This is a genomic window from Psychrobacter sp. PSP, from assembly GCF_024085615.1.
GTDB classification, from domain to species: domain Bacteria; phylum Pseudomonadota; class Gammaproteobacteria; order Pseudomonadales; family Moraxellaceae; genus Psychrobacter; species Psychrobacter pacificensis.
This window is the reverse complement of record NZ_JABLTF010000015.1, coordinates 206,599-232,837: the sequence shown is the minus strand read 5'-3', so window position 1 is coordinate 232,837 and position 26,239 is coordinate 206,599. Positions and strand designations below refer to the sequence as shown.

Here is a 26,239-nt window from a genome sequence, read left to right as displayed (position 1 = left end):
CCTTATTTTATATCAAGCCGGAGCGATGCCGGTAGGTAGTTTTTAGATAAGCAGTCCATATCAGCTTTGATAGGTTTGGCAAGGGTGAGCGTCACGCGAAAGCGCAATCGCGCCGTATTAAGCGGATCGACACACGACCCTAAACATTGCATAGGCACGTAAGTTTGCACTGCAAGCACGGTCTGATTGTAGCGAGCAAACAGCTTGTAGAGACCCGCTAAATTAAGCAGTACGTGCCCTTCACGTTTGACACGCTCAATCTCGGCGCGTCGATCATCGATTGTATTGCCGACATCACTTTGACCACACAATAATGGCAATCCGTACTCACGCTCAAACTCATCAATCAGCTCATCTGGTATGCCATTTAATACCGCAAAAATACGCGCAGCTGACACCTTGACCAACTCTAACGCTTTGCTATGTGCTACTATATCTTTATATATAACTGTCTTATGGCTATGGTCATATGCCCCATATGGTAGGTGTTGCATGAGCGCATCTGCTATTTTGTTTGTCTCACTCATGAGGTCACCATGACATTGGCAGGGCGTATCCAGCCTACTTGCTCCATACTGACGGTGGGGTTGACATTGACATTTGGCGTTAACTGCACATCAATCATGCCTTCTACAGCCATAATAAGACTATACAGCACCGCTGCTTTGTAGCTCTCAGCGGGTATCATTGCTTTTAGATAGTCATTGATGATTGCGCTAATCTCACCCGTATTAACATTAACGCCTGTGATTTTGGCGGTCACATCAAACGCAATAATGGTAGGTTTAAATGTACGGACGTCTTCCCAAAATGCGGTAGTGTCTTTTAAAACTTGCTCAGATTGAGCCAGTAAGCTGTCGCTTGGTAAAGTTGCCCCATCCGCACCTTGTGCGGTGATGGCGACATCAACGCTACCAGCGCCGCGACGTAAGGGATAAACGTAAGCATTAGCGACACCAGACACACCCAATACTGCCTGACGTAAGTCTTCAGTGCGTGACAAACTTTTACCCAGCTTTTTCTTGTTCCAGAGCCTTGAGCGCCATCGCTCAAGGCTTTCTCCGTCTGATCCACCGCTGATTATATCTACACCTGCTATACTTTGTAGTCCCGCGACTGGTGATACCCATCTCAACGTGCCAGTGACATTAAAGGCCGCGCCGTTATTGCTTGCTTGCACTGGTACAGCCACCTGTTTTTTAGCAGACAAAGTGGCATTTGTAGTGGTCTGCCAATAGCGCCCAAAACCATCTGTCAATTTGCTACCAACGGGCAAGATGATCCCATCAGTGTTACCTGAAGCCCATACCTGACCCGTTGCTGTCGAGCCACCAAGACGGGGCAAATCCAGCTCATCGGCGTGTATATAGAGGTAAGGCTCATCTGCCGTCTGAATAAAAAGCTGTTTTAAAATATACTCTTGATGACTGTATAAGCCCTCAGCAACTGCCGCTGTGGCTGATGCGCGCACGTCTGCATCGGAATCACGCTGGGGCAGTATGCCAGTTTGATTGACATACTCTTGCATGATGACGGCTTTGATATTGCTATATTTAGGGGTTTGATACATTATCCAGCTACCTGTACGTTAATAGATGTATTAGTGGCACTACCGTCCGCTTGTACCAATTCAGCTTTTATTAATAAATGGCCTGACTCAACATTGCCCGCAGTCACAATAATATTGTTTAGATAGTAAGGCGCTCGTAATGGTTCTAACGCTTGTTTTGCCCATGCTAGTGCTTGCCTACGCATACGTGGTATATCTTTGCTACGCCTAAGCTTGTGCAATTCACTACCTAGCGTACTATCACCAAAATACGACCCTTTTGGCGTTAATAAGCGCAAATAGGCCGCTTCTGCTAGTGCTTGAGTACCTGTAAATGGTGGCGCGTTAATACCATCCAGTGTGTAGTCATTAGTGATTTGGTCAAATCGCATCAGCAGCTCCCATTAGTACAGTTGGCGGTGATGTGCCTTCAGCTGTATGACCGTGTATATTGTATGCCCCGCGCATGATTTGCATAGAGCCAGCTTTGTCTGATACATCGCCTGTGGCTTTGATATCGCCATCAACTTCTAGGCTGACATTACTTTTTATTTTGTCTTTAAGCAGTCTTAGTTCCACGCCGTGCTGGTTATAGACTACTGTTTCGCCATCATTCAGCTCAATCGCCACAGCATCATTGCCAGCAACAATCACAAAATTACGCGCGCGACCTTGCATTGGTAGCATGACCACCTCAGCATCTTCAGGTAGCCAACTGGCAAACCCTACCTGCTGATACAGCGGTACATCATCGACCAGTTCACCGCTCAAGCCAAGCACCTGCAACGCTTTATTACCAGTACGCTTGATCGTACCAATAATTGCCTGACGGACGATTGGTGCTTGTTTAAATGGGTTCATGCCTTACTCACTTTTTAATCAGATCAGCGTACTTGACTGGTTGCATCCAGTCATCCGTGCGTTTGAGCCGCAGCTCAGTAGTTTTGCCATTGGCGCGTGACAACTGTAATGTACGCCCATAAATTACCCAGTCGCCAACAGCGCGCGTCAGAACATTACTATCAAAGCTTACTTCCCACCCTGTTTGCCACGGCTGACCGTTGTGCGTCCAACCTGATACTGGTAGCGTTAAGTCCGTCGCATCCAGCCAAGCATCAGCCATTGCTTTAGCAGCGAATTTCTCCGCTTCGGCTTGTGTGTCTGAGCGACTATCGTTAATGATGCGGTGGCGTTTGAGCGCCATGCGGTCACTTGTCACTTTTGCTTTAAAGTTTTTGCCCTTGTCATTTTGACCTACGATCTCAATTGTGCTGAATGCGTTTGAGATGTCATATTGATAGTCAGCATCGAGTACGTTGTTTTGCTCGTATCTATCGTCGTTGTACAGATAAAATTTAGGCTTAACGGCTGGCTGTGGCACATCAAATGGATTGCCGATCATCAACTGACCATCAGCTGATAGCCAAACATACTGACCACTTGCTTGTGCCGCCGCTGTTAGCACGTCCCATACAGACTCGCCAATATCCACACCTGTTTTACCTTTGAGCCAGTCCTGTTGCACCTTGCCAATAGTGATAGGCAAATTTGCCAAATCACCGCCTGTCACATAGCGTTTTATTAGCTCTGACAGACTAAGATTAGCAGCGGCATCGATGGGTGCGTGACAATCAATCAGCTGTCCTGCTAGGTCACGCCCTGATAGATTTGTGCTAAGTCCATTACGACCAATACGCTGACCAATTCGGTCTAAGATGCCTGTTAATACCGTTTCACCGTTACAGCTCACCGTGCAGTTAGACCCACCTTTGACATAGTCAGGTAGTACGTCTTGCTCAGCATCAAACCAACTAAAACTAAACGCATCAGCAGGCACACCAATATCACTATCGACACTTAGATCGTCCCATGTCGAACACACCACGCCGTCGATATGTAGTGCCATTTTTTCTGTGTCGTTATCGGGCATAGCATGACACCTGTATGCCTGCGTCAATGACAGATGCATCAACCAGTCCACGATTGAGCCGCGACAGCTCATCCGCGCGCGTATGGTCAGCGTATAGTAGATGAGCCAATAGACGCCAAGTACACGGCACTGTGACTGTGTGCTTAGTTAGTGGCGGACGACTATTAATCGTAGCGTCAGTCAATGCTTGCAGTTGGGCGGCTGCTTTTTTTAAGTCACGAATGATAGGTGTAATATCTTTATTAACGACAGGCAACGATTGGTCATTTTGTGTACTATCATCAGCGCGCACCTGATCGATTGCCTCTTGTATCTGTTGGCGCGCCTCATCATTGATTGCAATCAAATCACTTGGCGTTAGGGTAGGGTTGCGCTGTTCTTCCTTTAGTATTTCAATGACACCGCGACTAGTCATTGCAGCTGGTAGTACTTGCCCTGTTCTGCGTAGCGGTGGCACATCACTGTCACCAAACACATCGCCAATAGCTTTGATACGGTTAAACAGACGACGCCAGTTATTCATTGGATCATAGTCCAGCGGTAACATCTTAACGATACCGTCCACATCACCTACGATACCGCCTAGCCATACTGGCGGATTAAGTAAATCATCTACACGTACCAGATTTGTGCCAAGATTCGTCCGTACCTCACGCAGTTTGCTACGTATGGTTTCAGGGATACTACGAGATTGCGCAATAGCCGCCTCAGTGCCAATAGCATCAAGCTGCTCTTGATAAATAGCCAGCTCCTCCGCTGGCGCTGACAAGATAATACTGTCCGCTGCTTGGCTAGGGGCGGGCATTGGTTCAGGGGTGAAGTGCTGAATATTCCGTTTTGAGCCACTTACAATAAACTGTAGCTCAATCGTACAGCCGTCTACGATGTCACTATCGTGCTTGACTCTATAACTTGCGCAAATAGCCTCTTGTGCGCCAAATACTGGATGTATTAGTTCACCGTTGCCTTTGGCATCCAGCGCGTTGAGTAAGTTTTCTAACGCTTGCTCATAGTCCGTGCCGTCTATGATGGCAGTCATACTTACGTTTTTAGGGTTATTACCCATATCAAAAATATCGGCATCATTGGCATACGGTGCTTGATGAGTCGCCAGCGCCTTATCTTGGCTGTCATCAACGCCAAAATATTCAAACTCGACACCGCGAAAGGATGCGTCATATAAATTTTCTTGCCATGCCATTTATGCGCTCGCAATACTTGTCAGAAAGTAAGTTTATTATGGAACAACGGAGCAGGGGCTTATAGGTGACAAAGTTCCGAGAAACCTAGTTTTTTGTTTTATAGTTTGGGGTTGATGCGGTAGGATAAACAATTATCTGTTAAAGAGAGCGTAAATATGTCAATTGAACAATACGATCATCAAGAAGTAGTAAGACAGACTGTAGCTAAATTATCTTTGCGCTTAGCGAAGGGCGCTGATAGAGCTGGTTTGAGTCATCCCTTAGACGAAGCTAGCGCCAAAGGTTTACTAAAAGCTATGGTAGAGCGAGGCGTGATTTATTCAGCTGATGAAGTGTCTTATATTGCCCAGTATGAATTTCAATGGAATAAGAAACACGCTGATAAACTTGGCAATTTTGCAGAAAAAATTAGCAATGGTGGTAGAGTCCAAGGTGCTGATACTGAGTTAGGAAAGAGCATGGCAGCTCAAATTTTTCAAAAGCTAGATGATTTATCAGCACCTAAATAGGATTAAAGATGAACATATATGTACTTTTAGGAATTTGGTTGGTACTTTGGATCGGTGGATGGTGGATAGCAAAAAATAAAATTAAGGCTAAACAGCCGATAGGTATGGGTTGGTTAATCAGTTTGCCTTTTCTGATAGTTTGGATGTTAGTTGCAGGATATTTTCAAACAGAACAAACGTTACCAGTAGAGCCAGTTAGCGCAGCAGTCGTAGAGTCTGTGGCGAAAGAACCTGCGCCCGCTACAATCCCCACCATCCATACAGACCCAAAAATGGCACTCAATTATGCAAATAATCGTTTAGTTAGTTTGAAGAGTGATTACGCCAAAAATGCAGCGCTTTATCAAGATAAAGACGCTCAAGGCTTACTTAGTATTCGCGGTGAGTTAATAGACGCTATGAATGCCAATGAATATGAATACCCTTCTGAGATGCGCTATTTTATGGGTTGTGACCAAGCTTACCAGTCTTTAGTTTCTCTAAATCATTACTACCGAGGCGAATCTATACATCAAGACGGTCATAATTTAGAGACGATAGCAAACCATGAAAAAGACTATGAATACTGGTTAGGCTTGTGTGAAGATAACATCCAATCCAGCTCAGAGCTTTAACGATAAGGTCCAAACTTACCGCGCTTGGTTTGCTTACCAATCTCATCCATCATATTCATGGCGGTGCTGTGCCCACCAATAGTGATCGTTGGGTTAAAGGTCGGTACAGGTTTAGCGGCGATGTTAGATAAATGAGCAGTCATAATTCCTAGCTGCGTAGACATTTGCGATTGTATTTGCTTAGTTTGTGCTTGCTCATTGACCATTTGCTCTTGCTTTTGTTTTGTCTGCTGCTGCTCAGCGATCATCTGATCGTATTTAGCATTGGCATCAATAGCCGCCTGTGCCTCGTTATTACCAGCTGCTGCTAATACATGAGCGATAGCCGCTCCTATTTTATCAGCGACGACAGTGCCCTCAATGAATGTCTCATTGATACCCGTGCCAGCCGCATAACCCACAGCCCCAGCGGCAGCAACAGCTCCGCCGACTTTTGCAAATTTAGCCGCTCCAGCAAGGCCACCAGCCACGCCACCACCGCCTGCCATTCCCAATGCACCGCCTACCGTACCAGCAGCCCCAATCGCCGCTAGTGCAAGACCTGCACCATAGGCGGCTGTCGCTAGTCCTTCATGCTTTTCCATAAAGCCGCCAAGCAATTGGTTAAAACCGCTTAGCTGCTCATTGACCTGTTTATATAAACCATAGTTGATATTAAGCTGCTCTTGCTGGCGATCCATTGCCGTTGCCCACTCATCACCTTTAAACAGTTCATGAAGCCCATCAACTGTACCACCTGCGTTATCTAAGCCAGACTTAATACGTTCATTCTCTGAGCCGTTAGTACTGATCGCAAGCGCTGCCATTAGTGCCTGTCTATCAGCGATGACCTCACCTAAATTTGAGCCTTCCAGCATTGTGCTCATCTGTTCATAGAGCGCTTTAGCTTCTTGCCCTTTTGCATTACCCGCTTGCTTCTTAAGCGCTTGATATTGCGAGTCGCCAGCCAGTTGGCGTTCAAGTAAGCTGACAAACGCATCAATCTGGTCCACACCTTGTAATTTTTGCTGGCGTGCGTACGCCGACCAGTCGAGTCCTCCGCCTTGTGATTTTGGTAGTTGTGGGTCACCAGCCTGTGGTTCAATTTGCTTATTTATTTGCTTACTAAATTCACGCGAGCTTATTTTCTGCAATAGATTAACGACATTGTTACCTGCCTCATCTTGATTACCAGCCGTATTGATAGCAACCTGATTAAGCGCTACAATCTTTTTTAGACCATCAACTCCCCCATAACCCGCAGCCTTAGCAAGCGGTAATTGGCGGCTGAGGTACTGCGCCATAGTGTCATACTCAAACCCACCCAATTGTCCACCAGCCACAGCGATATCTTGTCCAAGCGATATCTGATTAGGGTCTAATCCAAAGTTTTTGAGCTGTAAAGTCACAGCGGCAGCGTCTGGCGCGGTCGCACCCGATACAAACGACGCACGTTGTGTGACACCCAGCACTTGTTTGACTGATGCCAAATCATACGCACCGCTTGCGATAAGCGTATCTGCCGCCTCAAGTGCGCCCTCACGTGTACCACCACCGCTGCGTACGGCGGACATCACGGTTTTGTCCAGCTCAACCTTGACCAGCTTGCGATCTGCCACCGTCATACCTTTGCCATAGGTAGCAGTACCTGAGGTACGTGCAAGCTGCTCATCATACGTGCGTGCAGGCTTAATTTGACTATTAACGATAGCGCCCGCCGCGACAGCACCGCCGACCACCGCGCCTGCTGTCTGCATCTTACCCATCAATGTCGATGACGTGCGCAGCTCACCATTAAGCCTGCGCACTTCCTCGCGCATCCGTTGGTGTGCTCGGCGAATGTCATTAGCTGATGCTGTGCCCGACGTGCGCAAGCGCCGATAAGCGCGCTCTTGATTGCGTATCTCATCGCGTATTTGTTGCTGTGTACGCAATCCCATGCGCTGCATATCATTAATCGTGCGCGTGTCACGGCGCTGCTGCGCGGCAATACGCCCCAGCTCACCCGCCGCATTACCAGTCAGCAATAATCGTAAACTAACGGTTTGAGTAGACATAAAAACGCCCTATGTAGTGGTTTTTGATTTACGACGAGCAGCAACCAATTTACGTGGTGCGGCATTGGATGCAGGAGGCGGTGGTGGTGTGGACACAGGATTCGCTAGATTGTTTGCTGGTTGTTTAGACTTAGTGACATTAGGCGATAATCCGAGCATATCTAACGCCATATCGACGGGCATACCCCACGCTTGATCGTAGGGCACGCCCATTTTGACCAGTAGCCCGACTAGGCGGACTTGGTTGCTTGCTCGCGCTCTTTTTTTTCCAGTGCTATGCGCGCAATTTCCAATCGCTGTCCGTCTTGACGGCTGGCGCTATCCAGCTCATCATATGTGAGCGCACGACCCAGCGCAGGTACGTGTGTCATTGTGGCGAGATCGACCAGCACTTGTAAGTCTGTCTCACGAGCATTCATAGACGCCGCATAGCTTTGTCCGACGGTGATAGGTGTTAGCTCAATATCGTGATAACGCTTGCCATCGACTAGGATGCCGACAGGCAGTTTGACAAACTCACACAAAGTGGTCGCGGACTGAGTTTCTTTTTCTGCTGACATGATTTATCCTTGATTTTATTAACGTTTAGACCAGCGCTTACGCCGCGCCCTCAGTGATTTTATCCATCGCGAACATCTCAATTGAGCGCATTGCTTCACCGTCAAGCTTATAACTCTCTGATACGTCCGTTGCCTCACAGCCTGTGTAAGTCGTGCGGTGACCACCGTCCAGCGACTCAATCGTGATACGACCGTCTTCAATATTTGCCCAATTGATATCACCTGATTCGGGGATGATGACTTCTACTGATAGCGTGATAGAGCTTGTCGTTTTGGTTTTTTTGCGGGTGCGGCCTTGACGGTTCATTGTTGCGACAGGCTTCTTACCCGTCACAAACTTAGGGCTGACACTCGCACAGTCAAACTCTCTACCGTCGACTGTGAGCACGATTGTGCCGACTACATCTGCTTCACTCATGGGTTATCCTTAAATTAATAAACGTCTAGCGTAGTGTTAATAACGTGCATACCGCGTACCTGAGGAGCGTTTAAAAAAAGCATTGCTTTTTTAGCTCCGCAAGGGAAATCCTTTAAATAGGATTTCCAAGCGCGTGAATTTAGTACACGTCCAATGTCGTGTTAATAACGTGCATACCGCGCACCCAATGCGACGGAATACGAGCATCTACCGCTGTTTTATCAGTAGTGCTTTGCATAACAGTCAGCTCATTTTTGGTAGCGGCCACGTGCTCAAGTATTTCAGCATCATCCATCTTTAGACAACGGTCAAGAAATAGGCTGCGTAAATCCCGACGAGACGCATCAGTATTTTTGCGGCGTGGATTTGCTGCTACTGCTGCACGTAGGTCACGGCGTACGTAGCGCAGCACCAACGCACCATTAATATCCAGCAGGAGATCATCCGCTTGACCAGTCACTGGATTGGTGCGGTACGTACTGATTAATCGCACAATCTCAGGCTTGCTGTCATGACCGACGTTGACCATCGCCACACCGTCATTTAAAGCTTGCTCGATGCGCGTTTTGGTTAAACGTAGACTGCCATCGACCACAGGCAGCGCGGGCAGTTTGCAGCCGTTAAAGGGGAGGGCGGGATCAGCCTCGCTTGCGATAGTCGCAGCGATACTGGCTGCCAGCTCAGGCTCAAAGCCAATCGCACCGTGATAGCAGACTGCAATGATGCGGTAGCAGCTCGCAACCGCAGGATAAGCCGCAAAAGCGGTGGCCGCGTCTACATCATCAAACGGCACGATAAGAATGGCATCGTTTTGCTCAGTTTTTGATGATACAAAATCTAAGTGTTCAACCCATGCATTTGCTGTCGCTTCGTCTATGATTGGGCTATCTAACGCAATGATTGAGTGCCCGTGTGGGGCTAGGTTTTCTATTGCAGCCATAATTTTCCCTTATTAATTGGTTAGGAATAAAAATCGATTTGCAGTGCTCATACCGATTACGTTCAGCTTTAAAGGTTCATCATCTGACTTTGTTGTGTCAGTTAAAAGTACATGCTCAGCACCATAACGCTCGCGCTGTAAGCGGTAGCACAGACGATTGTGATCAGTCACATAAGCAAAAATAATGTCGCTGTTACCGATATTAAATTTACGCTTATCATCAAGCGACAAGCGCGGATTGGTGATATTCGGGTATAGTGTCAGCACGTTTTTAGCAGCGCTTGCGTCGTACCAATACAGCTTAGCTACGCCATTTTCGACGTATGCAATCGTTGGACGCATGTTCTGATCAAAGCTAAAGCTCATCTCAGTGACATCACCTGCAAACGCTAAGACTGCGACTGGCTCAGCACCGCTACGCTGTAGATAGATACCTTTGCCTTTGACATAGCCATACCAGTAGTACTGCATAGGTTCACTGGTATCAGATAGTGCGATACCGCCAAGCTCCCAACACTTTGTCGCTGTCTGTGACTTATTGCGAGGTGGCAAAAACGAGGCACTATCAAGCTCAGTCAGTGTGTTGTCGGGCAACATTACAATTCGCCCTCGTAACGACCCCAGCTAACTTCAAATACCAACTCAGCAACTTGAGTGTTGTTTTTTGAAATTCCCGAATTATCTGAGACTTTACTGTATTCAATTTGGAAGAATCCCATGCTGGTTAACAGTAGAAACGTCTTTATAATCCCGTTTGCGGCATCAAGAGGTAAGGCGCAACGTATAACGGCCTTATAACTGCCTTGTACATAGTTATCTATTGGCAGCGTTCGTGAGTCGCCTGCATACCAAATACTTGACCCATTAGGTCCAGCTGTGAAATCACCTAATGACCCGTTGTATATTGCATGTCCAGCATTGCCTGCATTGGTACGCATGACTTGACCAACATCATTTTTATATGAATTACTACCACCTAAGCTGGTGCCACCAACACCTGCCATCCTAACTGTATAGTTGTACTCAGTAGAAACCCCGTCCCCATCGGTGAGATTGATTTTTCCAGTTTTATCAATAAGAGAAAACACTCGCCATATTTTATATTGGACTTGTAAAGTTTCACCTTCATTTATTGATATGGTAGTCGGTGCGCCATTTGCATCTTTTATCAAAGCTCTTGTGCATAGATAATATTCAGTAGCACTGCCATATTGACTAGCAAGACCAATCTCTGAGATATTTACACTTTCTAAATTCAAAAATTGATAAGTGTAAGTAGAGCTGTTTTTATATAAGTCACCATCTCTATCGGCATCGTAGTCGTGAGAGTTAGTAACAGCCAATATACTATTGTTTGCAGCAATGAAATCATCCAAAGAGGTTTGAGTTGGTGCAGGGATACTATTCCCAGAACCCAATAAACAATGAGCACGCATATCAGTGCCATTTCCACCCCCAAAGTAATCTAATCCTTGGTTGAGTATTAAGTTTTTTTGAAAACCTGTGTCTAACTTTGTAGTCCCATCAGCGTTTTTAACAATGCAGCGAAACTCACCTGCCATTTGAGCTAACATTTATAACTCCTTAATTTAATTTAATGCTTAGAGGTTTAGCTTCAGTTGTATAAACGGTATCTTTTTCAGTGCTGTAACTGATTAAAGTTTTTTTGATATTAATCGTTAAAGGTTTAACAATGGCTTCGTAGGTGCTGTTATCTTCTATAATAAGGCTTCTTAACAATGACTTCATTTCTACGCTTAAAGGCTTTGCATTACTTATATAAGATTCTTTACCGTCAAAAAATTTACTCTGCAACAGTGCTCTAAAGGTAATATCTAATGGCTTGACGGTTGATTCATACGCATCACTGCCAATCGTTGTGTCTTTTAATATCCGTCTAATCGAGATGTTTAACGGCTTAACTGTGGGCTGATAAGCATCTTCTTTTTCAACCAAAGCTGGGTATGGCTTACTTGCCCATAGCCGCCGTGTTACTTTCCCACCGTCTCAACACGCACCCCCTGCGATATACTCAAAGCAGCCGCCATCATACGACCCGCTTTAGAGTCAGCACCGCTCACAATATCCGCTGATGCTGTATCGTAAATAGGTGTGGGATTTGAAGGCGCAGCAGTGTCGCCAGTGACAAAAACAATGCGATGATCTTGCGTTGGCAGACCCGTCCGCTGCGTCTGCGTATTGATGTCGGTATAGATACCAGGCGTTTTCATAGTTATTCCTTAAGCTCTTAAATTTAAAGGGGTTAAATCAATTTGGTCAGACGCTAGTACACGAGGGTCATCAGCTGCATTGCCGTTCTTATCAAAATAAATGTAGTCCATATTGATCGTTTCTATGTATGGCACATCGGCATCACGGTCTGGGTCTGAGACGGTGGTGCTCGTATGCCAGTCATACGCCAAGACACTAACCACTTGATTACTGGTCTTAGCATTAAACAGTGACGTAATTTCGCCACCATCCAGCGGATCAATAGCCAGCCCCATACGGTTGCCCAGCAGCGCATTTTCGACCAGCTCAATAAGTTGATAGCTGCCAATATTAAGCATTGTCCCATCAGCCTTAAATGCGCCCTGACGACTCGTTTCCTCACGTCGTCCAGAATTAGCAGCGACAAGCACCGTAAAGACATAATCACGCTCTCGCTTTTTTGCGCCCAGCTTTTTAGGTTTGGATGAGGATTTGAACGTTACCCAGATCGCAGGGAACGAGGCAACGACTTGCGCAAACTCATCAGGTGACTCAGCATCAAAATCGCCCGCGTAGCTCTTAATACCACGCACAAACCCACCGCCATGCGCCTTGTTATAGGCGTGTAGCGTGTCTTTGATCGCCTGTTCTATTTGAGACAGCATAATTTTCCTTAGTACAGACCATTACCAAACACACTTGGACGTCCGCTGGTCATCTGTGCAAGATTAATACTCGGTGCTGCGTTGACCTCGTTTGTGCTAGCGCCAATACCAATCTTGCCGTCGTTGACGGCTTTTAGGTTTTTTACCGCCAAGTCATAACGCTTTTCATCGCGCTCGCTGACCCGTGCATTACCTAGTGCCACGTGATAGCGCGCGACATCGCACGCCATCATTTGGACAAAGGGTGAGCCTAGCACCGTAGGTACGTTCATTTGCTTAGCAAGGTAGGCATCTACTTCTGAATTGGCAGAGACAATGGCCGCTTGTAGCTTTGACTCATTGATTTCGCCCGTGTAGGGCACTTCGGTATCGGTAATCTCTACCAAGTCCTCACGCCCAAAGCGCGTAACCATCGCGTCTATCGTTGCATAACTGCCCATTACATCACCTGTTATTAGATTAATACCGATGTCTAACGCCAGCCCTTGTATAGCGGCGTTAGATTTTTACATTCGGCGTTTACGCGTAGCCTTTTAACATCAGCTGCCAAAAACCATAACCCGCGCCGTAGCGAGCCTCAGCCCCAAACTTATAGACAGCACGCGAAAATACATCAGGCGCGTTCAAATCAGTTTGAGAAACAAATACAGGCTTCTTACGCTCTTGAATAATCAGAGCCTTGACGGGCATAGAAGTGTCTTCTAAATACCAAGTACCAGCTTTTAAATCATCAATGACCAGCAATTCAGCCGTGTTTTTGTAGATATTTTGATCACCGTTTTCTAATTTATCGGCAGTGAGCAAGGTGCGCGCAGTATCTTCAAGGTCAGGTCCGACAATCAGCAGGTTTGGTTTAACCTTTAAATTGCGGCCTTCATAATCTGTAAGCGAACGCATCTTAGTACGACCAATACCATAGCTGGCTTTTGCAGCAGCAGCAGACTCAGCAGACAGCGCTTTGTTATGTACGTTACTCATGGTTTTTTCTTGACCGTTTACAGTGACAGGATGAGCACTCGAAAAGAACGGCTTGCCGTCATAACATAGACTGGTTTGACCTTGATTGATTAACTCAGAGGTTAGCTCATCAGGCAACTGCTTGGCAGACCAGCCTGCTTGCTGGCTCATATTGTTATACTGACCAATATTGTCGTCTTCGATATCATTACGTTTGACTTCGACTGTTACTTCAAAGTCATCATTGACGATGCTATAGCCTTGCTTGGACAATTTATTGATGACTTTGTCGCCGACCCATTTACGCATACGCGGCATATTTTGTAGCCACGCATAGGTCTCTTGTGAGTTAGAGCTTGGCACGACCATTGCCACTTTCTTGTGAAAGCTCTCAGTCTTATTAAACGTATCGTTATAGACTTTCTTAAGCCCAGCCGCGATAGCATTTAGCGTTTGTGCATTGACGTTCATAGTGTGTCCTTGATGTTAGTATTAATTTGATTCATTCGTATCGCGGTGTGGATTAAGCGCCGAGTATACCCACAGGCGCACCGCCAATCTCGACCCACGCCTTACCGCTATAATCGACACCCATCAGCGTACCGACACCCAATGCCGCAGGATCACCATCAGTAAATTTGCCAACGGTATTTTTTGCGGTCAGCACCACAGTAGTACCGATATCAGCGGCAGTGACTGGATTTGTCGCATCGTTACTTAGTAAAAACTGACGATTACGCGTGATCACGATTGTATTATTGGACGCTGGTGCTTCAGGGCTAGCAGTCGTTTCAGATCGACCCATCAAGTATTTGGCATCTGCATCAGTCGCAGGCACTGCCTCTCCCGTACTATTAACCGCTACCAGCTCACCCTCAGTGATAGTGGTGATAGCAGCAATCATTAAGGGCAATGAGATACCATCGCGGTATGGTGTATTTAGCATGATTTGTCCTTTTAATAAATTAAGTTAGCAATTTGGAATAACTACTTAAGCGTTAAGCTCCGCAATCATATCGGCGTGCGAGATACCCATACCGTTTGCAACTTCGATTTGCTCAGCGGATAGTGCCGTGATCTTGCCACCCGCGACAGGATCAGGTTTGCCAGTTGTTTGCTTTTGATTAAGTGCAGCGATGACAGGCGCGTTATCTAAAAACGCTTTAAAGCCAGCAGGATCAGATGCGGCATATGACTGTGCCCATTTTTCTTGTGCAGGCAATAAACGCCCATCAGACAGCGCAGCGGTCAATAGCTCAGCAGTAGGGTCAACTTGATTACCTTGCAGCTCGGTAATTTGTGCATTGAGCGCTGCGACGGTTTCAGTCATCGTCTTAACTGGCACATACTTAGCTGGGTCAGGCTCAGCAACGTTAGTAAACACACTAGACAATGCCGCGAGTGGCTTGTCCGCATCGATGGTGACTTTGGCATCAGTCGCTTTATTTTTAAAGTCGTCGACTTGCGCGGATAGGGCAGTCACGGCTTCATCTTCAGTCGTTGACTCTTTGAGTCCAAGCGCAGCAATAACATAAGCAAGTAAAGGGTTCATAGGTTTGTCCTGATCTTGTTTTGGGGTAAATTTGGCAGACAGTGCAGTCAGCTCATCGAGTGTTAACAGTGCGGGTTGATTGGTGATAGCGACGTTCATTACGTTTGTGACATTACCGTCCGTATCGTAAGCAATGACTGGTGATTTATAGCGGTACTCACGACCAGCGATCGCTTGTGTCGCTCTGGTCGTCCAATTTGGTGCGCGGTTGCACAGTCCAACGCCATCCACATATTCAAACTGTCCCGCAGCCAACCACCCAGCAGCAGGTGCTGGCTGACCATTTTTTTCGGTGTATAACGTCTGATGCTCATAGTCGATGACCATATCAGTCGGGCGCGCGTTTAGCATCTGTGCCAAAACGCGACCAGACGTGCTGTTCAATTTCCAGCTATCACACTCGTGTGGTCGCCCGCTGCCATCGCCGCTTCTCGTCTCCCCTTCAGGGAATACTAAAAAGTAACCATCAGGCGTACCAGTAGCGCTGGCAATAGTCAGTGATAGTGCGGCGATATATGGCGGGGCTGTTTTTGACATAGTGTTCCATTCTTTGTTTGTCTTAATTAATCTCAGTCGTTTTTAGATGATGACGGCACTACATAACGCCTCCTGAGGCGCGTTTAAAAAAGTACTACTTTTTTAGCGCCGTTGTCTTAAAGTCTTATCATCGCAAATTAATATCTGATTTCTCAGGGGATACAGTTCCGAGTTTTTGAGTGGGCACAAAAAAACGCCCTCTTAGGAGCGTTCAATTTATAAGTAGAGCAATCACCGCGTTTTATCCTTTGCGCCTGACAGTCGTAAATCTAACGACCCTCTAACGCTATTCAATTGCTATATGTTTGATGCACTATCTGAAACTACGACGTAAATGTGCCATCAGCACCTGATTGACGCCCGTTTCTGCTTCAGGCTGCAAGTAGCCATTGATATCAATCGGTATGTAAGGACGTGCTGGTATCTTAACTTTGCGGCCACGGCCTGCCATGCCACCCCATTGCTGTATAGCAGCATACGCGCCTGATTGGTTACCACCGCCCGCACTGATCGTCGCGCTCGTTGCATCGCTAAAAGTCTGTATGCTGTTGTATAGCGAATCAGAGCGCCTAAGTAGTCCCGCTGTACTAATACCCAAGCGCTCATAGTTTTTAATTGTTACCTGAGATAGGGCAGGCCACTTTGGTCGCCCTTGCATCCGAAAGTTTTGCTGCGTCTGACTGAGCATTTGCGCGCGTATAGTCCGCATCAGCGGTGCAGTATTGCTGGTTTGCCGAGCTGCTTGGTTGAGTACCCGTTGTAGCTCATCTGTAATTAATATCGTTGATATTGTCATATATCGCTCTAAGTTGTTGATATTGACAGCGATTGACGTTACGCTAGCAATAGCATTGGTACTCATAATGGTACGAGGACGGTTGCATTAGTGATTATCAGCATAATCACCAAGCCGTGTGTAGTGGGTTCAATTCCCACCCAATGCCCCTAATCATTTAGTACAGTGTCTAATAGCTTTGTATAGTTATTGCCATTATTGAGGTTATTGGCTGTATCTACAGTGATTGTGCGTATGACATTGCCCACAAAGTTTTGCTTAGCATCAATCACGTCGCGCCCTTTAATGCGCTCATTCAAATGTACAATCAACTTGTACTTGTCCAGCGCGACATCAAAGACCAGTACAGGCGATTGCTTGTTATTGTCCCAATAGAGGCTATGCGGCGCGTTTAAGTGCTGCACAATATTAGCAACCCAGCTGGGATCATGCCGTTTATGTGCCCGATCCAAATGCTGCAACGTAATACGATCATGCAGAGTAATAACCGCGTTTTCTAGCGCCAATCCTTTATCAAATGCCAGTTTTTGTACAAACTCAGGACGTACTACGCCAACGTGTCGAAACTCACCCTTTGGTCTAGTCGGGTCAACACTATCGACCCATGTTTTTACATCGTCATTAAATCGGCTAAGCACTGACGCGCGTCCAAGTACAGCTTGCATACTGTTAGCGCCCAGCAAAGCAGGTACTTGACCTGCTTTATCGAGCATTGGCTGCATCGGTAGCGCATCACCTGTATGTACCCAGCCCGCGTCTGTGCGGTATACAGGCATATTAGGCAAGCGCATGACATTGACAGGGGCAGTGTAAGCCCCATAAGTACCCTGTACGATGACAGATTCAGTGGTCACATACTGGCTGATATCGTCGTATATCGTATAGCCGTCAAGCGCACCGTACTGCGCGGCTTGCTCAGCAGTCAGTAATATCTCATCACAGCGGCAGCCGTAAGCACAGCGCGGACGAATAGACTGATAGTAAGGGTCATCGCGGCGAAATATTTGCCCATTGAGTGATTGATGACTTGGACGCACGCGGTTATCGCCACGTGATACCCACATCGCATAGGGGTATATATCGTAGTCACCATCGTGGCGGCGTGCTTTGTGATACGCTTGATTGATATTGGTTTCATAAATACGCTTTAGACGGTAGTCACTACCCAGCTGTACAGGTTTGACACTACCATCAGGTAGCGTCATATCTTTTTTACCCCACCAGCCTTTTTCCTTAAGCATCGGCTCGATAGATGCTTGCCATTGCTTAAATGACATATCACCTTCCATGGCTTCGACCAGTGACTGCTGCACTTGCTTTAGCATATCCATGTCAGTCATCTTAGCAACGACAAAGGCGTGATCGTGCGCACGCCCCTGTACTTCTAGATAATCAATACTGGCACGAGGCTTTTTGTCTTGTAGATACTGGATAGCATCATCAGGACGGCGATTAAACAGGCTTTGCAGATTAATATTATTAGAGGCAGCGTTAGAATCAGGCATTTATACATCCCCAGCGGGCAATTCTAACGGCTGCGCGTGCAACTTACCCCAGAGACCAGCGGCACATAGGTATTGTTCAAGATTGGCTGCCAACTCATCGACCGCCTGATTTGGCTCAGCATTGGACAGTAGCGCCAGCGCTTCGTCATAACTTGTTGCAGCCGATAGTTTATCGACCATCGCTTGTCCCAGCTTGGCACTCATATCAGCAATATTATTGTCCCAGTCGTCACCCGTAGTGGCCTTATCGATCCCGCGCTCTGCTGTATCAATATTTGCGTGCTCACGTTTGACAGGGTCAGCTTGCGCAGCTAGTACAGCTCGATGCGCAGCTAGTGCAGCAGTAAGGGCGGTAGGGGTGGCATTACTACCCACGCTTAAGATCGCCTCATCATCACCAGCCATCGGGATACTTAGCTTAGTGTGCAGCCATTCAGCACCAATCCGCATACCGTTAATACCAGCCAGTTTAGGGATTGCTTCACTGAATGTTGTGATATCTTCAGGCTCAGATAGATCAAACGCAAACTTAGGGTAGCGGCGTGGATGGACGCTCGGATAATTTAACCGCATCATTGATGCTACGATATCGCGGCTGATAGACGCTGCGAGCTGCTTAGCATCACTATCTCGTATTTCAATTCGCGCCACTTCGTGAATATTGCCAAGTGCATTGGTGCTAGATTTACCATCGCTTTGAGTGGTCAGCGTACCGCCCAGGATCGCTTTAGACTGTGACAGCTCACACCACTTAATCATTGACTCAAACGGATCACTATTGCCTTTCGCGGCTTCTTTAAAGTCGATCTTCATACCTTCTGGCACGATACCTGCCGCGCGGTGTCCGATCTCCATTACTGCGCGTAACAAGGTAAACTTCTCAGATTCGGTAGCGCCAGCAGGATACGTTCCCAGACGCATTGGCAGTCCGTAAATTTCTAAAAATTCAGCCAAATCACGCACTGAGTAATTTTTAAATACATATGGCCACGCAAGTATTCGATGCAGTCCACCACGTACCAGATAACCGCTCTTAGCTTTGTGCGTGTGCATCAAAAACGCATGATCCCACAGCGGCTCAGGGTCATTGATACCGTTACCGAGCATGATGGTTTTTTGATCTGCACCGATGACAAACTTTTGCGGGATTACAAAGTCCAAGGACTCGGCGTACCATGTTGACCCATCACGCACCCAATTGATCTCTTGACCGGAGAAACCCTTACCGATAGCGTCAAGTGCATCTTTAATCACATCATCAAAATTATCAATGGCACTCATAAGCGTCTGAATAGTCGCCGCTTGCTCTTTTTCCGCTGTCGTTGCACCTTCAGGCGGTTTGATGTACCAATCAAGCGACAGGAGGCTACGCTTACGCTTATCCAACTCAGCAAAGATATGAGCGTCACGCTCTTCCATATCTTCAAACAGCGCCAACATATCATTCATATTGCCTGACTCTGCACCAGTCAATAGTTGATGCAACTTAGCAGGCGTTAGTCCCACCGCTGGGTGCGTCAACTCTGGACGCTCCCATACATGGGCGCGGTCGTCAGCTGCTTGCACTTGTGAGCCGAGCAGCCGCTTGATCTGCTTTTGGGCGATGGGCGCGGCTTGTTTTAGTGCTGAATAAAATGACATTAAAAGTCCTTAAAATAATATTGTTAACCAAAACCTACCAGCCACCAGCACTTAAAAACCCACTAAGCGATGCAAGCTTGTCAAACACGTCACGCATTCCGCGTGGCATATCTGATTTATCAATTGGCACTGGTGTCCAATCCAGCTCAGGCGTAGGAAATTTACTGGCATAGTCACAGAGTAAATGAGCAATACCACTATCACCGTGGCGCTTACTGCCTGTACTACTGGTAGTACGCTCCGCTGGTATCCGTGCCACGCCTTTGATTTTCTTAAACAATAAATGATCGTCACGGATATCACGATCAGCGGGCATATCCTCAATCGTCCCATCCGTTAAGCACTTACCGAAATGCGGCGTATGCTCGGCGTACCAACCTTCAGACATATTGACAGCATCAATACGATGCGCCCCAAATTTGATTTGTAGCTGTTCAGCTAAGAAGCCACCGTTACCCGTCGCATCATTAGCGCCCTTGCTAAATCGCGGCGTGCGCTCAATCACATGGATGCAGATGCGTTTTTGTTGATTGTATGGCGTCTTTTCCATCTCAAGTACGTACGGACAGTAGCGGCTCATATTCAAGCGCTCCGCCTGCCACCACATCGAGCTGGCATCGCGTTTACGCGCAAAATCAAGTCCATAGTAATGCGGGTGTGTCTTATCAAGCGTTAGCAATACAGGGTCGGCAACTTCTTCTAACCACTTATCTACATGGGTGTTGCGGGCGTCCTCAGTCCACAGCTCAAAGCCTTTAGGCGCGATAAAGCGGATGACCTTACTGTCTTTATTTTGTAGCTTCTCAAGCTGTCCCATGGTTAGCCAACGACCTGAGCCTTGCGCTGGGATAACGTCCAGCTCTTCCTCGGCATCGTCGCCATAGAATTTATAGACCTCGCTTACCCACGCGGCTTCCTCAGCAGCATCATACTCACGACCCAAGCGCAGACACACGCGCTTATACAGCCCTTGCTCGACCGCCTCCGCAAACGTGGTCTTATGCACCGTACCGCTACGTTTGAGCGCACGTACTTCTTGGATTAGATCATTAAAAGCATTCTCATCACCGTTATGTGTTGAGATAATGCGAACCTTACCGCCCCAGATGAGTAGTGCCAGTGCCGCTTTGATGAGTCCTGCCAAGTCTTCATGGAATGCTGCCTCATCGATGACAACCACGCCTTGCTTACCACGTAAGTTAGATGGGCGAGAGGATAGGGCAGTGATGCGGTTTTTGGCTTTTGGGAATCGGATCGTATAAGTTTTGATTTCTTTATCGCCATCTTCATCGACAAAGATACCTTCCTCAATTTCGCTTGCAGCATAGTTAAACGAGCGCGCCCACATCGCACAGGCTTCGACAAACTCCATCGTCATGTCTTGGTTATAGCCGACATAGTAGACATTTTGCCCACCAGACTTTTTATCAGATGCCGCAACCAAAGCACAGTCCGCAGCCTCTGCCCACGTAAGGCCAATACGCCGTGATTTCTCAGCGATCTTAAGTTGTGACTCGTCTGCTATCCATTTTTGCTGATACGGTAGCAGTACTGCTGGTGCTTCCAGATCAGTATTGGCATCAAGTAATGGCGGCGTCTCTTTTTTGGTCATCAGTCTGCAATCCCTAGTATCGCTTTACGTATTTCTTGTACCGCCTTGCCACTCAGACCACCTTTACTTGCTAGCTGCTCAACCTTGTCAGCAGCAGCATTGGCTTTGTCACGTACTTCAATCTGATGCTTTTTTTGATTGACCGTTGCTTTGGACAGCTCAGCGACACCTTTACTAATTTTAGACAACATACCCATGCGCACCATCGGGTCAGTATCGGTATCATCTAAACTTTGCAGTTGTACCAATGCGTTAAAAAACTCTGACTGCATCATGGTAATAACGGTAGACGATAGCGCTCCCGCATCATCAGGATTGCGCTCAGCCATATAGATGGCGGCTTGCGTAGACAGTGACACGGCTTGCATCTTTTGCTCATGCTTTTTGCCAAAGCGGTGCACAGACGATTTGCTGATCTGATAGCCAAGCTCTGTCAGCCAGTCTGTTAGCTGCTGATAGTCTTGAAATCCTGAATCCTCAAGGCGTACTTTTAATAGTTCCAAATGCTCAGGACTTAGCTGATCTACTGCGCTTTCACGTGCCATAGCTTAGCTCCAGTATTTAGTAGGGCGAGCGATACCAGCGCGGCATTCCACGGTATAGTCAACGATATCGATACCAAGTGCTGTACAGCGCCCGTGCCAATGCCCATCAGGTTTTTTAGTAATTTCTACCATCTTGCGCTTTTCTAAATAGCTAAGCTGCTGGTGTAGCTCGCTTGGTGTTACCTCACCATAGATATCATCCATGATGGTCTTTAGCATCGCATCAGCACAGCCGAGCGGTTCAGCACGGTTCATAGCAACCAACAGATACCAGCGCATACCTTCGCGGCGGCTCTTTTCAATATCAATAGGCATTGTTATTCCTTATTTTTGCTGATTGTTCAGCGCGTATAGTCGATCAAGCTTGGCATCGATAACCGTAAAGGTACGGTTAAAATCCATGCGGGTCAGATACTTTTCAGGCAGCTCCGCTTTTAACATCAAAAAGTCTCTTTCAATCTGCCGCACTTCATTGGTTTGTTGCTGCACCTGTTTTGCCACATTACTGATTGATAATTCTAACGAGTCATCACGCTCACGTAAGGCCGCATCAAAACGGGCAAAAAACGCCTTTCCCGCGCCCCAAATTGACCCTACCACCGTTAGCAATAGCCCAATCGCTTGATAAGCTTCTAGTTCGATTATCATCTTTTGTCCTTATCATAGTAGCCTTGGCACTCAGCGCAGCGCATAGCGTACGGCGCAGCCTTTTTACGCACGGCGCCGATAGCATCGCCGCAGTCGATACAGACCGTAATGCTATTAGCCGCTTTAGTCTTAATATGCGATAGCGCCGCGTTCAGATGCACCGCCGCCGCTTTGTTGGCATGGTCTATGATATCGCCCACTTACACACCGCCTGACTTAATAGGCTGCCCAGTGACTAGCCTTAGCACCGCATTGATAAAAGCGACAAACGTAGCAATCACGCCGTACATCTCAGCACTCATATACTGTTCAAGCGCAGGCGTTGCCGAGGTTGCTAGCCCCACCGCGATGACAATGGCGTTAAACCAAATGACCTTTGATTCGTACCAGTGCTTTTCTGGCGGGGTCGAGCCGTAATCCGAATCTGACAAAAACTTAGTCATATCAAAAGACTTGTAGCCATTATCATGCTTAGGCAGATCATCGATAGTTAATACATGGCTCTCATCTGCGCCGCTTGCCTCATCTGTCCCAAAGTGGCGCGGCGGATACTGCTCGTAGTTATCAATCATGATTTATCTCTATTTAGTTTGACCAAACGCACCAGCAGCTTGATAAACCACTTAATCACCGCCAGCACATTTTTAAGTTTCTTAAAACAGCTCATAGTATTACGCCAAAAACCGCGCCCGCTCTTTATGACGACGGGCATGCAGTCCGGGGATATATTCCAACTTGCCATTGATACGACCTTTGTTATACAAGAGGAAGCTATCAGCCGCCGCCTCAAATCGACCCGCTTTGATATTGCGATAGATGCTTGAGGCTTTTAGTCCCATCACCCCGATGTTATAGACCAGTGAGATAAGCGCATCGAACATATTTTGCGTGATTTCCCCGCGCTCAATCTCATCAGCAAACATCATATTCACCGCCGGGCTAAAGTCTTGGTTAAGTACCGCCTGCTTGATACGTGCAGCCTCTTTACGAGTCACAGGCTTATCACTCATGCGCACAGGCGTACCATCGGGGTAATAAGTCGTGCCCCAACCGATAGTTGGTTTACCGACAGAGTCGCGGTACGGCTTAGACCGAAAACCCTCAAACTCATTGAGCAGCGCCATACCTGCCTCAGATAGCTGCATCTCTTTGCCATCTGACCAGCCATTAACTTTGATTAGCACCGCTTTTAACTCATCAGGTTCGATCAGTGCGAGCAACTCATTAGCACCATTAACTTCGGTTTGACTCAAGCGCCCATCATCTTGTTGCGAGCGCATCCAATCAAAGAACGCTTTTTCGGTTAGTCTAGTCTCAGTCATAGTCAGCTCATCAGATTAATAATAGATAAAGTTATGCAATATCCCTATCATCTCAAAGCCAGTGCCCAAAACACGGGGGTAATAGTTCCGAGTTTTTTAATTATTTGCAGACACAAAAAAGCCGTTAGATACGCCAATATCTAACGGCTTTTTCTAAGCGTCTCGTGCTCTACTCGGTCATCTCACGTGATGGAGATCAGCTTGGAAGCTTGTCACGCAACGACTGCCAGTGTTTTTTATATGCAGCGCACCGCTGGTCTGACGCTGTCCGTCTTCTCTGCATAGCAGCCCTAACGGCAGGGTAGTAACTTATATTAGCAATCAAACAGCTTGTACTGCCTACGGGCATACGCTTCTTTAGCTTGCGCATCATTATGCTGTTGCACAATCTTACGTACATGACGACTTGTAATAGAATACCTTGCCGCCAACTGATTACTAGTTGCTCCTGCTTTATACTTCTCTACAATGCTTGCATTGCGCTGCTTAATTTTTTTCGTTAGCTGCATCGGTAGCGTTAAAGTAGTGTTACCCCAGTAATGGCATAAGCGGCGAGCAACATCATCACCTAGCAGCAGCACTAACCTATGATTATTTGTTAGTTTTTTTATGGGAGGAATATGCAACTCTTGACCACGGTACGCTGTCACCAGTTGATCAGCAGTCTCTTGGCCGAGCAGCATTGCTAGTTCCTGATAAGTTTTAGTATGATGACGATCAGGCATCAGCTTGCACCTCCGTAAGCTTAGCCATTTTTTGATTGTGCTTGGTCAAAGCCGTGATGATACCGCGCAGCTGACGGGGTGTACAAAACGTCAGCGCATCAACTTTGTACATATGTTTTGCCATTGACTCAGCATATTCCCACGGTTTAGCGCCATCTGTCAGTAACGCTTCAATCTTATCTACCAATGCTTTTTTGGCAGCTGCTGCGTCTGGCTTTTTGGCCTGATGTTTTTTGGCGGGTGTCACGGTAAAGCCGTGCTGCTCCATGTGATCAACGACCTTACGTAGCGCCGCTGCTGTGCAGTCTTTGCTTGAATTTTTACCTGTCACTTGATACAGCATCTCGCGATATGTGCCGTCATCCAGCCCCAGCTTATTTTTACCGATATGCACGAGCTGCATCATCTTCTTTTTTTGGGGAGAGTATGCCATCGCAGACCTCACATAAGCACATGATTTATTAGATATTTGTCATTATATCCAAAAGGGCGTGTTTAGAGTTATGAGGCAAAATTATTTTAAACATTAGTTCTAAACACAAAAAAACCGCTATCAGGTGCGTGATAGCGGGTGCTTATGTTTATGTAGTAGGCGTAAGTTAAGTCTTTACATTCAGTAGCTTATAACCTAAATTAAGTATGAAGTGTCTCGCATGGCTAACATTTAATTTTATTGACCAATAGGACTTACTATGAGTGATGAAAACAAAAATAACCCAAATCGTGAGATTAGATCTGACAAAGGTTCGTGGCCATTAAGCAATAAGGGACAGCAACCACCGCCTCCTTCTAGTGAAATGCCAAAACTTAAAAAACCTAAAAAATAGGGTACTTACATTACTAGTAGTAAACTTAGCTATTATTATAAACTCATTAAAACTAATAGGACAAAACTATGGGCAATTCAAGTAATAATAGTTCTGATTCAGACCGCAAAATAAAATCTGATCGAGGAGGTTCTATTGGCAGACCTTTAGGGGATGCGGCGATTGGACAAAGACCAGCCCCGCCAACCAGCGCGCTACCACCCCTTAAAAAACCAAAAAAATAATACTTTTAAGCTGTTTTAACATAGCGCATTTCTAAGAGTTTGATGTCCTCTCTAGGGAAGTAAGTAACCATACTACCAAGATCATCTGCTAGCTTGACATCATCCTCTTCTACCCAATCTTCATCTTTTTTTGCAATATGCGTTACATAAAAGGCAATTCCATCGTCATCCATAGTAAAGGGTGCAAATGGCTCACCTGAAAAATCAACTGTGTTGTTACAGGCATAACAAGTGCCATCTTTATGGTATAGCTTGATTTGTAGAGCCCCTACTTTTTTATGTGAAGATAGCGTTTTCCATACGTCTCCTAAACTTAGAGTGTTACTCAAATTTCTTTTATATAAAAAATCTCTCCACTTTTCTTCACCCCATGTCAGCCATAAGTATGCAATCAACAGCCCTGAAGGTATGACAAAATAAGCGTATGGTGAATCCCATAGCTGAATTGTTAGAGCAGTTGGCAGACCCAGTACTAGTATAAGCATCCACACATCGACTAGCTTTTCAGTTTTCCTATGGTCGCGCCTAAGTAAGGCATAGCCTATATAACCAGCAACAAGCGTGGCTTGTACTTGTAGTGGTAACTGTAGTAACTCTTGCATAAGCATCCCCTAATAGTTGACTAGTATTATTGCACATACTGAGAACACAGTTTAAACAATGAGACGCAATAAAAAACCCGCTAATAGTCATCTATTAGCGGGTTTTAATACA

Annotated in this window: 37 protein-coding genes and 1 tRNA gene; 5 read left to right on the top strand and 33 right to left on the bottom strand. The window is 46.5% G+C overall.

The features are described from left to right. Positions 1-2: 2 nt before the first annotated feature. Genes HL061_RS05030 through HL061_RS05005 form a run of 6 tightly spaced genes read right to left on the bottom strand, consistent with a single transcriptional unit; the run spans position 3 to position 4,680 of the window. A complete protein-coding gene (locus HL061_RS05030; RefSeq protein ID WP_240366042.1) occupies positions 3-527 on the bottom strand; it encodes a hypothetical protein in 525 nt (174 codons plus the stop codon). After that, entirely contained in the window at positions 524-1,570 is a 1,047-nt protein-coding gene (locus HL061_RS05025) for a baseplate J/gp47 family protein (protein ID WP_240366043.1), read from the bottom strand. The genes HL061_RS05030 and HL061_RS05025 overlap by 4 nt, the downstream gene beginning before the upstream one ends. Then, positions 1,570-1,941, bottom strand: coding sequence for a phage GP46 family protein (locus HL061_RS05020; protein WP_240366044.1), 372 nt, complete (start codon positions 1,939-1,941; stop codon positions 1,570-1,572). Before HL061_RS05020 ends, HL061_RS05025 begins: the two co-directional genes overlap by 1 nt. Then, positions 1,931-2,410, bottom strand: coding sequence for a phage baseplate assembly protein (locus HL061_RS05015; RefSeq protein WP_252962585.1), 480 nt, complete (start codon positions 2,408-2,410; stop codon positions 1,931-1,933). The genes HL061_RS05020 and HL061_RS05015 overlap by 11 nt, the downstream gene beginning before the upstream one ends. A gap of 7 nt (positions 2,411-2,417) precedes the next feature. Then, positions 2,418-3,479: a phage baseplate assembly protein gene (locus HL061_RS05010; protein WP_252962584.1), complete on the bottom strand. Its 1,062-nt coding sequence runs from the start codon at positions 3,477-3,479 to the stop codon at positions 2,418-2,420. Beyond that, entirely contained in the window at positions 3,469-4,680 is a 1,212-nt protein-coding gene (locus tag HL061_RS05005; RefSeq protein ID WP_240366047.1) for a DNA circularization N-terminal domain-containing protein, read from the bottom strand. The genes HL061_RS05010 and HL061_RS05005 overlap by 11 nt, the downstream gene beginning before the upstream one ends. Positions 4,681-4,836: 156 nt before the next feature. On the opposite strand from HL061_RS05005, the gene HL061_RS05000 reads away from it, so the two are divergent. After that, a complete protein-coding gene (locus tag HL061_RS05000) occupies positions 4,837-5,190 on the top strand; it encodes a DUF1889 family protein (protein WP_252962583.1) in 354 nt (117 codons plus the stop codon). 8 nt (positions 5,191-5,198) lie between these two features. Continuing rightward, a complete protein-coding gene (locus HL061_RS04995; RefSeq protein WP_240366049.1) occupies positions 5,199-5,804 on the top strand; it encodes a hypothetical protein in 606 nt (201 codons plus the stop codon). Here HL061_RS04995 and HL061_RS04990 read toward each other — a convergent pair. The 15 genes from HL061_RS04990 to HL061_RS04920 form a co-directional block, all read right to left on the bottom strand. Continuing rightward, positions 5,801-7,840: a phage tail tape measure protein gene (locus HL061_RS04990; RefSeq protein ID WP_252962582.1), complete on the bottom strand. Its 2,040-nt coding sequence runs from the start codon at positions 7,838-7,840 to the stop codon at positions 5,801-5,803. The genes HL061_RS04995 and HL061_RS04990 overlap by 4 nt on opposite strands. 9 nt (positions 7,841-7,849) lie before the next feature. Further along, a complete protein-coding gene (locus HL061_RS04985; RefSeq protein ID WP_071002087.1) occupies positions 7,850-8,053 on the bottom strand; it encodes a hypothetical protein in 204 nt (67 codons plus the stop codon). 17 nt (positions 8,054-8,070) lie between these two features. Then, positions 8,071-8,400: a hypothetical protein gene (locus tag HL061_RS04980; RefSeq protein WP_071002086.1), complete on the bottom strand. Its 330-nt coding sequence runs from the start codon at positions 8,398-8,400 to the stop codon at positions 8,071-8,073. 37 nt (positions 8,401-8,437) lie between these two features. Continuing rightward, a complete protein-coding gene (locus tag HL061_RS04975) occupies positions 8,438-8,818 on the bottom strand; it encodes a hypothetical protein (protein WP_071002085.1) in 381 nt (126 codons plus the stop codon). A gap of 139 nt (positions 8,819-8,957) precedes the next feature. Further along, a complete protein-coding gene (locus HL061_RS04970) occupies positions 8,958-9,758 on the bottom strand; it encodes a phage tail protein (RefSeq protein ID WP_252962581.1) in 801 nt (266 codons plus the stop codon). 12 nt (positions 9,759-9,770) lie between these two features. Then, positions 9,771-10,355, bottom strand: coding sequence for a hypothetical protein (locus tag HL061_RS04965; RefSeq protein ID WP_240366052.1), 585 nt, complete (start codon positions 10,353-10,355; stop codon positions 9,771-9,773). Next, on the bottom strand, positions 10,355-11,332 hold the full coding sequence (locus HL061_RS04960; protein ID WP_252962580.1) for a hypothetical protein: 978 nt from the start codon (positions 11,330-11,332) through the stop codon (positions 10,355-10,357). The genes HL061_RS04965 and HL061_RS04960 overlap by 1 nt, the downstream gene beginning before the upstream one ends. Positions 11,333-11,342: 10 nt before the next feature. Continuing rightward, entirely contained in the window at positions 11,343-11,714 is a 372-nt protein-coding gene (locus HL061_RS04955) for a hypothetical protein (protein WP_252962579.1), read from the bottom strand. Between the two features lie 35 nt (positions 11,715-11,749). Next, complete coding sequence (locus HL061_RS04950; RefSeq protein ID WP_240366054.1) at positions 11,750-11,989, bottom strand: hypothetical protein; 240 nt, start codon at positions 11,987-11,989, stop codon at positions 11,750-11,752. A 9-nt stretch (positions 11,990-11,998) separates the two neighbouring features. Further along, positions 11,999-12,634 carry a phage protein Gp37 gene (locus HL061_RS04945; RefSeq protein ID WP_252962578.1) on the bottom strand — a complete coding sequence of 212 codons (636 nt, stop codon included), beginning with the start codon at positions 12,632-12,634 and terminating at the stop codon, positions 11,999-12,001. A gap of 8 nt (positions 12,635-12,642) precedes the next feature. After that, a complete protein-coding gene (locus HL061_RS04940) occupies positions 12,643-13,074 on the bottom strand; it encodes a DUF1320 domain-containing protein (protein ID WP_240366055.1) in 432 nt (143 codons plus the stop codon). 79 nt (positions 13,075-13,153) lie between these two features. Next, on the bottom strand, positions 13,154-14,062 hold the full coding sequence (locus HL061_RS04935) for a Mu-like prophage major head subunit gpT family protein (protein ID WP_071002079.1): 909 nt from the start codon (positions 14,060-14,062) through the stop codon (positions 13,154-13,156). Positions 14,063-14,114: 52 nt separating this feature from the next. After that, positions 14,115-14,537, bottom strand: a complete 423-nt coding sequence (locus HL061_RS04930) for a hypothetical protein (protein ID WP_240366056.1) — start codon at positions 14,535-14,537, stop codon at positions 14,115-14,117. Positions 14,538-14,582: 45 nt separating this feature from the next. Next, positions 14,583-15,680: a phage protease gene (locus HL061_RS04925; protein WP_252962577.1), complete on the bottom strand. Its 1,098-nt coding sequence runs from the start codon at positions 15,678-15,680 to the stop codon at positions 14,583-14,585. 313 nt (positions 15,681-15,993) lie between these two features. Continuing rightward, the gene (locus HL061_RS04920) at positions 15,994-16,476 is read right to left on the bottom strand and encodes a phage virion morphogenesis protein (protein ID WP_240366060.1); all 483 of its coding nucleotides are present in this window, start codon (positions 16,474-16,476) and stop codon (positions 15,994-15,996) included. Between the two features lie 52 nt (positions 16,477-16,528). On the opposite strand from HL061_RS04920, the gene HL061_RS04915 reads away from it, so the two are divergent. Further along, positions 16,529-16,624 (top strand) — tRNA-OTHER (locus HL061_RS04915). A gap of 1 nt (position 16,625) precedes the next feature. Here HL061_RS04915 and HL061_RS04910 read toward each other — a convergent pair. From HL061_RS04910 to HL061_RS04860, 11 genes are all read right to left on the bottom strand, one after another. Next, a complete protein-coding gene (locus HL061_RS04910) occupies positions 16,626-17,981 on the bottom strand; it encodes a phage minor head protein (protein ID WP_071002076.1) in 1,356 nt (451 codons plus the stop codon). Continuing rightward, positions 17,982-19,622 carry a DUF935 domain-containing protein gene (locus HL061_RS04905; RefSeq protein WP_252962576.1) on the bottom strand — a complete coding sequence of 547 codons (1,641 nt, stop codon included), beginning with the start codon at positions 19,620-19,622 and terminating at the stop codon, positions 17,982-17,984. It lies immediately after the preceding gene. A gap of 34 nt (positions 19,623-19,656) precedes the next feature. Next, positions 19,657-21,234: a hypothetical protein gene (locus HL061_RS04900; RefSeq protein ID WP_252962575.1), complete on the bottom strand. Its 1,578-nt coding sequence runs from the start codon at positions 21,232-21,234 to the stop codon at positions 19,657-19,659. Then, positions 21,234-21,779, bottom strand: a complete 546-nt coding sequence (locus HL061_RS04895; protein ID WP_071002073.1) for a phage protein Gp27 family protein — start codon at positions 21,777-21,779, stop codon at positions 21,234-21,236. The genes HL061_RS04900 and HL061_RS04895 overlap by 1 nt, the downstream gene beginning before the upstream one ends. 3 nt (positions 21,780-21,782) lie before the next feature. Beyond that, a complete protein-coding gene (locus HL061_RS04890) occupies positions 21,783-22,094 on the bottom strand; it encodes a hypothetical protein (protein ID WP_071002072.1) in 312 nt (103 codons plus the stop codon). A gap of 9 nt (positions 22,095-22,103) precedes the next feature. Then, a complete protein-coding gene (locus HL061_RS04885; RefSeq protein WP_240366069.1) occupies positions 22,104-22,427 on the bottom strand; it encodes a hypothetical protein in 324 nt (107 codons plus the stop codon). After that, positions 22,424-22,627, bottom strand: a complete 204-nt coding sequence (locus HL061_RS04880; RefSeq protein ID WP_252962574.1) for a TraR/DksA C4-type zinc finger protein — start codon at positions 22,625-22,627, stop codon at positions 22,424-22,426. The genes HL061_RS04885 and HL061_RS04880 overlap by 4 nt, the downstream gene beginning before the upstream one ends. Beyond that, positions 22,628-22,999, bottom strand: coding sequence for a hypothetical protein (locus HL061_RS04875; RefSeq protein WP_071002069.1), 372 nt, complete (start codon positions 22,997-22,999; stop codon positions 22,628-22,630). It abuts the gene before it with no gap. Positions 23,000-23,098: 99 nt separating this feature from the next. Beyond that, a complete protein-coding gene (locus tag HL061_RS04870) occupies positions 23,099-23,749 on the bottom strand; it encodes a lysozyme (protein ID WP_240366070.1) in 651 nt (216 codons plus the stop codon). Positions 23,750-24,063: 314 nt separating this feature from the next. Next, positions 24,064-24,474 (bottom strand): Mor transcription activator family protein, encoded by a 411-nt coding sequence (locus tag HL061_RS04865; RefSeq protein WP_071002067.1) that lies wholly within the window; start codon positions 24,472-24,474, stop codon positions 24,064-24,066. Then, on the bottom strand, positions 24,467-24,907 hold the full coding sequence (locus tag HL061_RS04860) for a regulatory protein GemA (RefSeq protein WP_071002066.1): 441 nt from the start codon (positions 24,905-24,907) through the stop codon (positions 24,467-24,469). Before HL061_RS04860 ends, HL061_RS04865 begins: the two co-directional genes overlap by 8 nt. Positions 24,908-25,166: 259 nt before the next feature. Here HL061_RS04860 and HL061_RS13975 point away from each other — a divergent pair, with 259 nt between their 5' ends. Together HL061_RS13975 and HL061_RS04855 are read left to right on the top strand one after the other, a co-directional pair. Then, positions 25,167-25,301 carry a hypothetical protein gene (locus HL061_RS13975; RefSeq protein WP_257785222.1) on the top strand — a complete coding sequence of 45 codons (135 nt, stop codon included), beginning with the start codon at positions 25,167-25,169 and terminating at the stop codon, positions 25,299-25,301. Positions 25,302-25,369: 68 nt separating this feature from the next. Further along, entirely contained in the window at positions 25,370-25,525 is a 156-nt protein-coding gene (locus tag HL061_RS04855; protein WP_156770973.1) for a hypothetical protein, read from the top strand. 5 nt (positions 25,526-25,530) lie between these two features. On the opposite strand, the gene HL061_RS04850 is transcribed toward HL061_RS04855, so the two are convergent. Continuing rightward, on the bottom strand, positions 25,531-26,127 hold the full coding sequence (locus HL061_RS04850; protein ID WP_071002065.1) for a hypothetical protein: 597 nt from the start codon (positions 26,125-26,127) through the stop codon (positions 25,531-25,533). Between the last annotated feature and the right edge of the window lie 112 nt (positions 26,128-26,239).